Source organism: Chitinophaga sp. 05T412, assembly GCF_056396465.1.
The window spans coordinates 790,959-803,302 of the sequence record NZ_JBFTLN010000001.1; the positions used below are offsets into that span (position 1 = coordinate 790,959).

Consider the following 12,344-nt stretch of genomic DNA (forward strand, 5'->3'; position numbering starts at 1 on the left):
ACCATTCTCCTCCTTACATGATGCCATATGATTCCATCAGCTCCTTATATCTGTCGGAGTTGCGGCGGCGAAGACTTTCATTACCTACGAGGTCCTGTATTTTCATGAAACCATCGATAATGCCTTCTGGTCTTGGAGGGCATCCCGGCACATATACATCTACCGGAATCACCTGATCAATACCCTGTAATACAGAATAGGTATCAAAGATACCACCGCTGCTGGCGCAGGCACCTACCGCCATTACCCAGCGTGGTTCAGCCATTTGCAGGTACACCTGGCGTACAATAGGGCCCATTTTTTTGGAAATAGTACCCATCACCATCAGCAAATCGCACTGACGGGGCGTAAACGCCATACGTTCCGCTCCAAAGCGGGCCATATCATAGGTAGCTGCCATTGTAGCCATGAATTCAATACCACAGCAGGAAGTGGCAAAAGGTAAAGGCCAGATGGAGTTCTTACGCGCCAGGCCTATTACTTTGTCAAATGATGTGGCATAAAATCCTTCACCGGAATATCCCTCAGGGATTTCCACCATTTTCACCTTGTTATTATATTGAACCGGACGAGCCATTGGATTAAGTTTAGCGTTTTAAAATTAGTCTTCCCACTTCAGAGCGCCCTTCTTCGTAATGTAGATAAATCCACACAAAAAGAAGCCCACAAACATCAACACTGCCATAAATCCTTCCCATCCCAGCGCTTTGAAATTAACAGCATACGGATAGAAAAAGATTACTTCCACATCAAATAACACGAAAAGAATAGCGGTAAGAAAGTATTTGATGGCCATCGGCTGACGGGCATTTCCCTTTTGCTCGATACCACTCTCAAAGTTAATAAGCTTATCGCTGGTTTTGCGTTTGGGACCTAAAAAGTGAGTAGCTAACATCGTGATCCCTACGAAACCTAAAGCTGCAACTAATTGCAATACTATAGGGAAATAGCTAAAAGGAGTAGTCGTTGCTGACAAAAATACAGTGTCTGTATACATAAGCTTCCCGATAAAAACATTGTCCGAATGCGCAAAAATACTGTAAGTTGACCAAATATCAAATCTATTAGCCGTTAAAATATTATCTTTTTTCACCAACCGGAAACTAAAAAACCTCCTGTGGGTACAGGAGGTTTTTAGTTATTTTATCGTATTTACGACTTATTTCTTGTTCTGACCTGACTTTGCAGCAGGTTTAGCCGCTGGCTTGTTAGCCGCTTTTTCACGGGCAGCCATGTTATCCATGATTTGTTTAGCCGTATCGTTGTTCGGATCTAATCCCAGCAATTTATCTGCATAGATCTTCAGATTGGCTTTATCTTCTTTATAGTAGTAATACAGCATTTCATAGCTGTAAGCTTTGATCAGCGTAGTTTTATTCTTAGCTGGGTCGCTTTCAGACATTTCTATGTATTTGTCATAGTATGGCTTAGCGATACCTGCCTGCGCCTGCTGATCTTTTGCATTGTTGGTATATCCTCTCCAGTAGTAACCGGTACCCAGGTCTGGTTTTACTTCAATTACTTTCTGGAATGCCATATCTGCTTTATTCAGCAGGGTAGTGTCATATGGATTTACCGCTACGGCGCCGTAGAAGTAGTTAAGACCTACGTTAAAGTAATCGATAGCCTGCAGCTGTACTTTGTTAGCCACAGATAATTCGTTGGCTTTTTCATACCATTCAGCAGCAGCAGTGTAGTTTTTAGCTGTTTTCAGCTGTTCTGCAATCTGGGTAAATGTTTCCGGATCTTTTGCAGTGATAGATCCTGCATATTTTTCCAGGTAAGCCAATCCTTTGTTGGTGTAGTCGGTCTGAGTCGCAGCATCGCTGGATTTCAGCTTCATGTAGATGGTGCTCAACAACTTATAGTCGTTGGAATCCAGTTTGGAGTCACCAACTTTAGAAACGTATTCATCCATTACCTGTTTAGCGTTCAGGGAGTCACCTTTCTGCAGGTAAGCGTCACCAATCAGCAGGTTCAGCTTATTCTGGTAGAAAGCGTCTGCACCTGGCAGGGTAGCTTTACCCTTGGTGATCGCTGCATCGTAGTCTTTCTTGAAGAAAGAGATGTAAGCAGACAAGTATTCGTTTTTAGTTTTATCAGCCGGATCTGCTACCGCCATGTATTGCTCCAGGTATTTAGCAGCATTTTCCCAGGATAACTGATCCTTTTTAGGCGTGATGTAGAAGTTAAACAGCTCGTAGAAAGCAGGACCATATTTAGGGTCCATGTTGGTAGCTTTGGTGTAATCAGCTACTGCTTCGGCTTTCAGCCTTGCATTGTAGTTCACCAAACCTTCTTTCATTACGGCTTCTGCATTGTTAGGATCAACTTCCAGTGCTTTTTCGTAGGTAGTGATGGCTTTACCACCATTTTCACCACCCAGGAAGCGGTAAGCATCTCCCAGTTCAATATAGTCAGCTGCGGTAGCAGTGTATTGTTCTTTTTTCTTGCGTCCTTCGTTGTTCAGCAGCTTTTCCATAATGGTGAGTGCGTAAGGACGATCACCACCTTTCACTTCTGTGTTGGCGTCAGCGATAGCGCGGGCCACATCTCCATCACGACCTTGTGTAGCAGCGCTGGCAGCTTCAAATTTAGTTTTAGCAGCAGCAGCGTCGCCTTTCAGCAGATCAATACGGCCCATACCTACCTGTAATAAAGCAGAAGTAGGTACTGACTGTAACCCTTTCTGGAAAGTAGCTGCAGCACCTGCTACATCTTCTTGTCCGAGTTGTGCTATACCGAGGTAATAATAAGCTTTGTCCTCCGTAGGCTTTGCGGCAATCACTTTCTCAAAATTCTGCTTGGCAGACAGATACTTACCATAATACAGGTCTTTCAATCCATCTTCCACAGATTGGGCCATCGCACCACTGGAGGCAGCGCAAAGCAGTGCTACGATTAAACTTTTCCGTTTGTTCATGCAATCTGGTTTTTTAGTTTTAGTTGTGTTTTTTTTCTACTTCAGATTGGCTTCTCTGAATACTACATTCAATCTGGCCGGGAATAAGCGAAACTGTTTTATTACCAGTTGTCCTTCATAACTGCCGAGAAAGGTTGCAAATCCGTTGCCAAGCCCATGATAAGGCTCATTCAGGCAAAAGAAGAAGCCGCGCTTTAATGGATAGGTACCAATACCAATATAAGCTTGGTATGGCTTAACAAAATCCGAACCATTGTCTGCCCTAAGCCTCACTACCGATACTTTTCTTGTAAAAGCCATCGCTGTGGAGTCTGCAGGATCAGAAATCCAGCTCACCCCTATCACGCCTATTGCGTCTTTATTTTTGGACACATAATCCACCACTTCCGGGTTGGTTTTGGCAGCCATGGTATTGGTCGGCAAAGGCTTACCCATGTTGATGGAGTCCAGAATATATCGCACGGTGCTTGAGTTGGCATTATCAAACACCAGTTGCCATTTTCTTTCATTATTGGTGCCGTTCATAATTCCGCGTACCTGTTCCATATTTAATATAGAGTCAGGATTTTCTTTATTCACCACCAGGGCCAGCGCATCCCAGGCCAATAAAAGGCTGGTAGGCTTATATTTCAACTGCTTGAAATAATCCAACTCCTGTTGATTAAAATCGCGGGTAACGATCACCAGTCGCGCACTATCATTTAAAAGATCTTTAAAGCACTCCGTCTCCGGCTTATAAGTAGGAATGATGTGTGCTTTGGGATACAGCGATTCAAAAACCTTTATTTCAGAATCGATCAGCGGTTTATATGTTTCATCCACACTAATGCGGATGGTTCCTTCTGTAGCTGTATCTAATTTTTTCGCATTTGGATTGGGGCCACAGGCCGCCATCAAAGTAATTGCCGCTAAATATACAGCATTCATCTTTCTAAAACTGAAAAACATATCACACCTCTTTAGTTCCTGTTAATAAAAAGTTTTCTCACTCCGTTGTAAACCCTAAAGAGGCCGTAGATCATTAACACTGCTCCCGCAATACTCATTGTAGTAGGAGATATACGGAACTGTGCCAGTCCCAGTTTTTCTGCAAAAATTGCGAACAAACCAAAGAGTATAAAAAACAACCCTCTGATCAGCTCACCCATTGGCCGATACCTGCTTTCCTGTCTTCTGCTTGTTTGTTCTTCGTGTGTTTCCATGTTGCGAATTACAATTATACAAAAAATAATTTTTTAATCGGGTAAAGAGAATTTTAGAAGAATGTTAAAAAACTGCAACAAAACCGCATTCTATTGCTTATCCGGCCGCAATTTGAGGCATTTTTTCAACATGTTGTAATATTTCGATTTAAAATATCATCATTTCCTGCATTTTACAATTTGCAGCCTTTTATCCTCTATAACACTAAAATTCTCTCTTTTACGCCTGTTTTCATGATAAAGATGCAAATCAATGCACATTTCCATAATATCTTGTAGGTTTGCGGCCAGATATTCAATTATTGATCCGCATGAAAATATTGATGGTTTGCCTTGGTAATATCTGCCGTTCACCACTGGCAGAAGGGATTATGAGGCACCTCGCCGAGGCGAGGCAACTGGATTGGGAAATTGACTCCGCCGGCACCGGCAACTGGCACGTAGGCGATGCCCCTGATCGCAGATCAGTGACCATTGCCCGGAAAAATGGTGTAGATATCTCCGGCCTCCGTGGCAGACATTTCCAGCCCACAGATTTCGATACTTTTGATCGCATCTATGTAATGGACCGGAGCAATTATAATGATGTCACCCGCAAAGCACGCAACGAAGCAGACAAAGCAAAAGTCCATTTCCTGCTGCCGGAGCAACAGGAAGTACCAGATCCCTGGTTCGACGACGCCCTGTTTGCCCCCGTATATAAAATGATTTATGAGGCCTGCGAACAGATTGCAGACCAGCAACAATAAAACTTTTAATAATTTTTTGAGATGATAAAACCCGGTATTCCTAAAGGCACCCGCGATTTCGGCCCGGTGGTAGTAAGAAAACGTAACTATATCTTCCAAACCATCAGAGATACCTTCGAAGTATTCGGCTTCCAGCCACTGGAAACCCCTGCCATGGAGAATTTGTCGACACTGATGGGAAAATATGGAGAAGAAGGCGATAAACTGATCTTTAAAATCCTGAACAACGGGGAAATCTATGAACAGGCGCAACAAGCGAAAGACAGCCGTGAACTGGCTTCCCTGTTAACAGAGAAAGCATTAAGATACGACCTTACCATTCCTTTTGCGAGATATGTGGTGATGAACCAACATGAACTGGCCCTCCCTTTCAAACGCTATCAAATGCAACCCGTTTGGAGAGGCGATCGTCCTGCCAAAGGCCGTTACCGCGAATTTTATCAATGTGATGCTGATGTAGTGGGAAGTAATTCACTCCTCAATGAAGTGGAATTACTGCTCATCTATGATTCCGTGTTCACCAAATTAGGGCTGCAGGGATATGAGCTGCGCATTAATAACCGCAAGATACTCGCTGCCCTGGCCGAACTGGTTGGAAAAACAGAAATGCTCACCGACATTACCATCTCCATAGATAAACTGGATAAAATTGGAATGGATGGCGTAAAAGGGGAACTGCGTGAACGTGGATTAACAGAAGAAGATATTACCATTATTGAAAATTTCCTGGGAATTAAAGGCGATAATCAATCCGTGCTGGCTCAACTCCGTACACTGTTTGCGGCTTCGGAAACCGGTAAAAAAGGTATCGAAGAACTTGACTTCGTACTGCATTCCGGCTATACCACTTTTAACACTACCCCTATATTAGACCTCACACTGGCACGTGGTCTTAATTACTATACAGGATTGATTGTAGAAGTAAAAGCGCCTGCTACCGTGAAAATGGGCAGCATTGGCGGTGGTGGCCGATATGATAATCTCACAGGTACCTTCGGTTTGGAGGGCATTTCCGGTGTGGGTATATCCTTCGGCGTAGACCGTATTTATGATGTACTGGAAGAATTGCAACTATTCCCTGAAACGGCACAACAATCTACCAAAGTATTGTTCCTGAACCTCGGAGAAGACAGCGCCCGCGCAGCTTTTGGCTATATGATGCAATTACGGCAAAAAGGTATTGCCGCCGAATTGTTCCATGAAAATGCCAAAATGGATAAACAAATGAAGTATGCCGATAAAAGAGGTATCCCTTATGTAATTATCCTGGGAGAATCCGAACTGCAGGAGAATATGCTGAGTGTGAAGAACCTGACGAATCGCCAGCAGGACAAGATCAGCGGAGCAGCATTGCTGAACTATTCATTCTGATAAATAGCTATAAAAGAAGAAGGCCATCAAGCATAATGCTTGATGGCCTTCTTCTTTTATAGCTATTTATTATTTAGCCTGACGTTTTGCAAATTCTGCTTTTGCATCTTCCAGGTATTTCACAAATGCGTCTACATCTTCTTTAGGATCATAACCATATCCTTTATTTACCAGCTGTTTACCTTCCAGATCTACTGGAATGTAGTATGGTTGCGAGTTACGATTAAACTTGCTCACTTCCAGATCCTGGTTCTTCTGACCTACGTTGTTTACTTTTTCACCGGTAGTTTTAGAAACATACTTCTCCTCATCAGAAAGAGAGGTTTTCTCATCAGTATACAAAGAAGCTACGATAAAGTCGTTACGCAGAATCTTCATTACTGCCGGCGCCGATAATACTGATTTTTCGAACTTACGACAGTTCACACAGGTATGTCCGGTGAAATCCAGCATCAGCGGCTTGTTGGCGGCTTTAGCTGCTGCCAGCGCCTCTTCGTAATCAAAGAAAGTATTTTCTACACCAGGGATTTCAGAATGTAAGATATCCACCAGCTTTTTAGGTTTCACGGTATTCGCAGTGTGAGTGCCACTTCCACTACCCGCGCCACTTTCCAGGGATGCCTGTATATCTACCAATGATTTATTCAGGTTGAAATCCTGTGAACCTTCGTGAGGCAAAAATCCGCTGATACCTTTCAGTGGCGCACCCCACATACCAGGAATCATATAGATCACAAAGGTAAATGTAACGATGGCAAAGCAGAGTCTTGTTACCGTCAGGAACGGAACATCGCTGTCGTGGCTGAATTTCAGCTTACCAATCAGGTATAATGTCAACAGACCAAAGATAGCGATCCACAGTGCCAGGAATATTTCGCGATCCAGCAGGTTCCAGTGGTAAGCCATGTCTACGTTAGAGAAGAACTTCAGGGCCAATGCCAGCTCCACAAAGCCCAATGTTACTTTCACCGCATTCAGCCATCCACCTGACTTACCGATTTTATTCAGCAGGCTGGGGAACAGCGCAAACAGGGAAAATGGAATTGCCAGTGCCAGTGAGAAACCGAACATACCTACCAAAGGACCGGAATTACCGCCTTTAGCAGCCAGTACCAGCAGGTTTCCTAAGATAGGGCCTGTACAGGAGAAAGATACAATCGCCAGGGTGAGTGCCATGAAGAAAATACCTATCATACTACCCATACCCGCCTTTGAATCAGATACGTTCGCCCATGAACTAGGCAAGCTGATTTCAAATGCGCCGAGGAATGAAAACGCAAACAACAGGAAAATCACAAAGAAGATCATGTTGGCAATTCCATTACTGGCCAATGAATTGAGCGCGCTGGCACCAAATATTTTGGTGATCAGGAAGCCCAGCAGGGTATAAATAACGATGATAGACAGAGAATAGACAAATGCGTTCTTGATACCTTGCGCCCTGGTGCCACTACGTTTAGTGAAAAAGCTCACCGTGATAGGAATCATGGAGAACACACAAGGCGTTATCAATGCAATGAAGCCACCACCAAAGCTGGCGATGAATATCCACCACAGGGATTTATTGGACGCATCATCATCGGCAACGTCACCTTGCGATGCACCGGCATTACCTGTTGTAGCAGTAGTAGTAGTCGCTGATTTTTCTACAGCTACGCTAAATGCTTCTTCTTCAGGTACTGCATTATCGCCTTTCAGCACCATATAGGCAATGGTTCCTTTTATTTTATCCGCAGGTGTTGTCAGTTTTACATCTGCCAACAGTTCTACTTCATTCTCAAAATATTTTATTTCAAGATTATCGAATAAAGGCTCTTTACGATTTTCCAGTTTACCAGTTTCAGTGATACCTGCAATAGTTGCCTTCAGGCTACTATCCAGCACCACTCTCGTATTAGGATCATCATTTCCCATAGTGGTAGAAAAAAGCAACCAGCCTTTTTCTATGGTACCCTTCAAGTGCAGCACATATTCCTGGTCACTTTTCTTTTCTGCAGAAAACTGCCATTTAACAGGCTTCGGGCTGGCGTCTTGCGCATTTGTGCGAAGCGCAAAAATGGCGAAGACAGGTATTAAAAATGAAAGCAGATGCTTCATAAAGTCAATAGGCTTTAAATAATACAGATTTGAGAAAACAAGAAACGAGTTCCTATAGTGAGGAACTCGTTCTTCGAATATTGTTGTCGGTTACCGGATACAAATTATTTTCCTCCAACAGTCACCGCAAATTCTACTTCTTTAGGAGGCAAACACTGGTGATCATCGCACACCATGTATTCTACCGAACCTTTCACTTTAGTAGCCGCTTTACCTTTTACAGTAACTTTCTGTACGAAGTTTACGGTATTCTCGTAGTATTTCAGTTCAGAATTAAAGTTCTTGTCGAATGATTTGTGCAGTTTACCTACTTCTTCCACTTTACCAGTTACGGCAGCCAGTGGATTTTTAGTGAATTTGAAGGAGGTAGGAACCGGACCTTCACCTGCTTCCTGCGCATATACGTGCCAGCCGGCATCAATAGTAGCAGTAGCGTGTACTTCGTAGGTAGTTGCATTTACTTTCTTAGCCGTGAAGCTCCATTTTACCGGATTCTCGATCTGAGCGCTTGCCAGAATGGGCAAGGCGAACAAAACCAGTGCTGTGAGTAATTTTTTCATGCTTTTCTTTTTTAATTGGTTGGTTGATTTAATCTATTAATTGTTATTGATCAAACTCTGTAATATCAGCTGACCATCAGTATTACCCAAAGCCAGGCTGGTAGCTCTTTCTGGGTGCGGCATCATACCAAAAACATTTCTATTCTTGTTACAGATACCCGCAATGTTACGGATGGCGCCGTTAGGGTTAGCGGATTCAATAATATTGCCAAACTCATCGCAATAGCGGAAAATCACCTGGTTGTTCTTAAACAGCTCATCCAGGGTGGCATCGTCAGCATAGTAACGACCTTCTCCATGCGCTACAGGAATCATCAGTGATCTGCCAGCTACATCTTTAGTCAGAGAAGCACCGGTGTTTTCACTTTTGATGTATACATTTTTGCAAATAAACTGCTGACGCTCATTCTGCAATAATACGCCTGGCAATAAACCTGCTTCACATAATACCTGGAAACCATTACAAACACCAATTACACGGCCACCTTTATTGGCAAATTCGATCACACTCTGCATCATTGGGCTGAATCTCGCGATAGCGCCGCAACGCAGGTAGTCACCGTAAGAAAAACCACCCGGTAATATGATACAATCTTCTGTGCTGAATGCGCTCAAATCTTTATCCTTATGCCACAGTTCTATTACTTCCTGTCCCAGATCATTACGCAGGGAATCAATCATATCATGATCACAATTAGAACCGGGAAAGGTGACAACGCCAAATTTCATCTGAAAATGTTTTGTGTTTATGTGTAAATAATGCTTTAAAATCCGTTTTTCCCCGGTATTTTATCCTCTTTTTCACGAATGACAAAGCTACTGGGAAAGGACAAAATTACTTCGCCGTTCGCAATTTTCCATTGCCGTTTGTCCTGATTTAACAAAATACTGGTAATCAGCCCCTTAAAATGGAGAAATTAGCTGAAATATTGCATAACAATTACATATGCCAGTGTAACGAAGTGGATAATGTTGGCAAAAGTATCGTTGGTAACCGACCAGAATACATTCCCCGCAAACATAGAAACCGGCAATACCGCCAGTACCCAGTAAGCAGCAGAAAAGTGTACATTGAAGAATGGCACCAGCATGGCTACTACCACATATATGATTAATGCGGCCCATATCTTACGGCCCTGTATCAGCATCTTCTTCAATGGACGCTGTAATAACAGCCATCCCATCACAAAAAAGAGTATACAAGCCACCATGGCGCCCCAAACCTTATAATCCGTGATCATTGGCAACGAAGCCCCTATGTTCGGGATCTTCCATAATAACGTCATTTGCCCGGTGAGGAACAGATAAGTGCCCATCAGGTACAGCGGACAAATTAATCCCAGCAAAGCAATAATCCACTCCGCCAACCTGAAAGCACGCATAATCAGCATACTCGCCAGCAGCAAAAAGCAGAAAATAACAGAAGGAAAATAGAATAATCCACACACACCCAACGCAAAACCGATATTAAACACCACATCCCTGGCGGAAGTACGTGTATACAACTCCGTTATACTGGAGAATACCCACAACATAATCAGGTTCACCAGCAGTGCCGGCGAAAACACGTTCCAGCTGTGCAGCATCGAAGTAAACAACAGGTAACACATGGCCGGCAAATACGTAGGCCGGGGAAACAACCGGTGATGGTTGACAATGCGGGTAAACAGCAGCGACTGCAGAAACAACAGCAGTATCGCCAGCGATGTAAACAACAGAGGACTATCCCCCGCAAGGCCATGCATCCACCTCACCAACAGGTGATACAAAAGCCCCTCCGATCCATCCGCCATAAAGGTGGACGGATGAATCAGATAATAAAATTTAACCAGCAGTGTGTATATCAGCAACAGCAATACCGTAAGCGGATTGCCTGAACGGAAAAAACGTATCACAATACAAAGGTGTGATTAAAACTCAATTTTAGCAAAGCAAATATAATTCCTATAAATACATGGTATCACTACAGTTCGACCAGTAATTTGTTTTCCATAACGGGGCATCCAGGTAAAACCCTTGTCCAGGTTACGTAAGGTAGGCATACGATTTACCTTACCTCCCGGCGCCAGACTTACGTCTGTTAACATATAGCTTCTTCTGTCCAGCTCATTATACAGGAAACGCAGTTCACTGCCTACGTTTACCATCAGGTAAGACAGGTACAGATCTGCATTATCGTCATATTGGCTCTTGTGAACGAAGTTATTCCACTGCATATTGCCCTCATCATCAAAAGACATGACTACCACGTTGTCATAATGATAACGCAGGCCCTGTGAATTGTTCCAGTAATACGGATTGTAGTACATAGAAGAATAGGGCGAATAATAATAAGGCGCATACATACCGCCATAAGGGCTGCCATACATATAGTTCCACCGGTTCCACGGCTGATAGCGGGATGAGGTAGAGAAAGATTCTGCTGTCAGCAAAAATCCGCCATTGGCGGTATTAATAACTTTGCGGATAAAGTAGTCGTTAAACGCTGCATTGGTACTGGACTCTCCGCGGGCATTTACTTTGAGATCTTCCGGAAATACGGTTGATTTCTCATAAAGTGTTTTGTAATTGCCGTAGTCGTACTTGTACAGATACAGCCCATCTACATTCCCTCTTTTCTGTTTATAATAAAAAGCAGTGACCAGGGCGGTTTGCTTATTGTTATCAAGTTTCATTTTAACCTCATCCAGCAATTGCGCTTTAAAGGTCATGGGCGATGTTTCAAAACTATCCACCAGCGACCGCTTAATGACCATATTGCCATTCACCACATAATCCCGGTTGGAAGTACGCTCCAGTTTATTGAAGATAAAGTCACCGGTGTTAGTCAGGTTAAAGTTGCTGAGGAATTGCCTTTTCTGCATAGGCAGCGATAGGCGGCTATTGTTCACCAGGCTCATGGCGCTGTCGTACAGGAAGGTATAAAACACATTGTTGTCTTCCCGGTCCTGGTTGATTTTATACACCATGATGCGGTTCTTATCTTCCGAAACTTCAACAGAATATACTTTACTCTCCTTGGAATACATGCCAATACGGGTAGAGTCGATCAGAATGGGCGCATCGGTGAAAGTAGCATCAGGGGACATCGTGGCGCAAAAGCTGTATACCGCATCTTTACGCTGGAACTGATAAATCATCAATATTTTATTCGGGTAGGCCACAAAGTCCATGCTTACCACCTTGCGGGGCAGGAAGTCCATCTTCACCCGGTTTTTGAGCTGCATTTCGTTATCATACACAGATACCACATAATCTCCCCGGTCTGTTTTATACACAAGGATATTGCCTGCTACCTTGCCTATAATTTCAAACTCCGTGCTTTTATAATCATCCTTCTCCGGTTCGGAATAAGTAATTTTCTGTGCCATTGCTGCCGTGCCGGCAAAAAGCAGCAGCAATACTAACTGTAGGCGGTATAGCGTATGCATGCGGTAAATTA

The 12,344-nt window shown here is 43.4% G+C and carries 12 protein-coding genes; 2 read left to right on the top strand and 10 right to left on the bottom strand.

Translation table 11 applies throughout. From position 1 onward, the window contains the following. Nucleotides 1-13 precede the first annotated feature (13 nt). The 5 genes from AC1DFM_RS03025 to AC1DFM_RS03045 all read right to left on the bottom strand — a co-directional run bounded on the left by AC1DFM_RS03025 (nt 14) and on the right by AC1DFM_RS03045 (nt 4,125). Entirely contained in the window at nt 14-577 is a 564-nt protein-coding gene (locus AC1DFM_RS03025; protein WP_477075247.1) for an NADH-quinone oxidoreductase subunit B, read from the bottom strand. A gap of 24 nt (nt 578-601) precedes the next feature. After that, nucleotides 602-997, bottom strand: a complete 396-nt coding sequence (locus AC1DFM_RS03030) for an NADH-quinone oxidoreductase subunit A (protein ID WP_291922692.1) — start codon at nt 995-997, stop codon at nt 602-604. A gap of 162 nt (nt 998-1,159) precedes the next feature. Then, nucleotides 1,160-2,923, bottom strand: a complete 1,764-nt coding sequence (locus AC1DFM_RS03035; RefSeq protein ID WP_477075248.1) for a tetratricopeptide repeat protein — start codon at nt 2,921-2,923, stop codon at nt 1,160-1,162. 36 nt (nt 2,924-2,959) lie between these two features. Further along, nucleotides 2,960-3,871 carry a substrate-binding domain-containing protein gene (locus AC1DFM_RS03040; protein ID WP_477075249.1) on the bottom strand — a complete coding sequence of 304 codons (912 nt, stop codon included), beginning with the start codon at nt 3,869-3,871 and terminating at the stop codon, nt 2,960-2,962. Between the two features lie 11 nt (nt 3,872-3,882). Continuing rightward, on the bottom strand, nt 3,883-4,125 hold the full coding sequence (locus tag AC1DFM_RS03045; protein ID WP_291922686.1) for a hypothetical protein: 243 nt from the start codon (nt 4,123-4,125) through the stop codon (nt 3,883-3,885). Nucleotides 4,126-4,436: 311 nt separating this feature from the next. Between AC1DFM_RS03045 and AC1DFM_RS03050 the strand changes: the two genes are divergently transcribed. Both AC1DFM_RS03050 and hisS read left to right on the top strand, forming a co-directional pair. After that, nucleotides 4,437-4,874 (top strand): low molecular weight protein-tyrosine-phosphatase, encoded by a 438-nt coding sequence (locus tag AC1DFM_RS03050; RefSeq protein WP_477075250.1) that lies wholly within the window; start codon nt 4,437-4,439, stop codon nt 4,872-4,874. A 21-nt stretch (nt 4,875-4,895) separates the two neighbouring features. Continuing rightward, complete coding sequence (gene hisS / locus AC1DFM_RS03055; RefSeq protein ID WP_477075251.1) at nt 4,896-6,245, top strand: histidine--tRNA ligase; 1,350 nt, start codon at nt 4,896-4,898, stop codon at nt 6,243-6,245. A 69-nt stretch (nt 6,246-6,314) separates the two neighbouring features. On the opposite strand, the gene AC1DFM_RS03060 is transcribed toward hisS, so the two are convergent. The 5 genes from AC1DFM_RS03060 to AC1DFM_RS03080 form a co-directional block, all read right to left on the bottom strand. Beyond that, nucleotides 6,315-8,342, bottom strand: a complete 2,028-nt coding sequence (locus AC1DFM_RS03060; protein WP_477075252.1) for a protein-disulfide reductase DsbD family protein — start codon at nt 8,340-8,342, stop codon at nt 6,315-6,317. 104 nt (nt 8,343-8,446) lie between these two features. After that, nucleotides 8,447-8,902, bottom strand: a complete 456-nt coding sequence (locus tag AC1DFM_RS03065) for a protein-disulfide reductase DsbD domain-containing protein (protein WP_477075253.1) — start codon at nt 8,900-8,902, stop codon at nt 8,447-8,449. A 36-nt stretch (nt 8,903-8,938) separates the two neighbouring features. Continuing rightward, nucleotides 8,939-9,631 (bottom strand): phosphoribosylformylglycinamidine synthase subunit PurQ, encoded by a 693-nt coding sequence (gene purQ / locus AC1DFM_RS03070; RefSeq protein ID WP_477075254.1) that lies wholly within the window; start codon nt 9,629-9,631, stop codon nt 8,939-8,941. Nucleotides 9,632-9,819: 188 nt separating this feature from the next. Beyond that, nucleotides 9,820-10,797 (bottom strand): hypothetical protein, encoded by a 978-nt coding sequence (locus tag AC1DFM_RS03075; protein ID WP_477075255.1) that lies wholly within the window; start codon nt 10,795-10,797, stop codon nt 9,820-9,822. A 15-nt stretch (nt 10,798-10,812) separates the two neighbouring features. Further along, nucleotides 10,813-12,333 (bottom strand): hypothetical protein, encoded by a 1,521-nt coding sequence (locus tag AC1DFM_RS03080; RefSeq protein WP_477075256.1) that lies wholly within the window; start codon nt 12,331-12,333, stop codon nt 10,813-10,815. Nucleotides 12,334-12,344: the final 11 nt, after the last annotated feature.

Excerpts from the sequence above, each read along its gene's own strand:
- AC1DFM_RS03045 (WP_291922686.1), bottom strand. The coding sequence starts at position 4,125 with ATGGAAACACACGAAGAACAAACAAGCAGAAGACAGGAAAGCAGGTAT.
- AC1DFM_RS03065 (WP_477075253.1), bottom strand. The coding sequence starts at position 8,902 with ATGAAAAAATTACTCACAGCACTGGTTTTGTTCGCCTTGCCCATTCTG.
- purQ (WP_477075254.1), bottom strand. The coding sequence starts at position 9,631 with ATGAAATTTGGCGTTGTCACCTTTCCCGGTTCTAATTGTGATCATGAT.
- AC1DFM_RS03050 (WP_477075250.1), top strand. The coding sequence starts at position 4,437 with ATGAAAATATTGATGGTTTGCCTTGGTAATATCTGCCGTTCACCACTG.
- hisS (WP_477075251.1), top strand. The coding sequence starts at position 4,896 with ATGATAAAACCCGGTATTCCTAAAGGCACCCGCGATTTCGGCCCGGTG.
- AC1DFM_RS03080 (WP_477075256.1), bottom strand. The coding sequence starts at position 12,333 with ATGCATACGCTATACCGCCTACAGTTAGTATTGCTGCTGCTTTTTGCC.
- AC1DFM_RS03025 (WP_477075247.1), bottom strand. The coding sequence starts at position 577 with ATGGCTCGTCCGGTTCAATATAATAACAAGGTGAAAATGGTGGAAATC.
- AC1DFM_RS03060 (WP_477075252.1), bottom strand. The coding sequence starts at position 8,342 with ATGAAGCATCTGCTTTCATTTTTAATACCTGTCTTCGCCATTTTTGCG.
- AC1DFM_RS03040 (WP_477075249.1), bottom strand. The coding sequence starts at position 3,871 with ATGTTTTTCAGTTTTAGAAAGATGAATGCTGTATATTTAGCGGCAATT.
- AC1DFM_RS03035 (WP_477075248.1), bottom strand. The coding sequence starts at position 2,923 with ATGAACAAACGGAAAAGTTTAATCGTAGCACTGCTTTGCGCTGCCTCC.
- AC1DFM_RS03030 (WP_291922692.1), bottom strand. The coding sequence starts at position 997 with ATGTATACAGACACTGTATTTTTGTCAGCAACGACTACTCCTTTTAGC.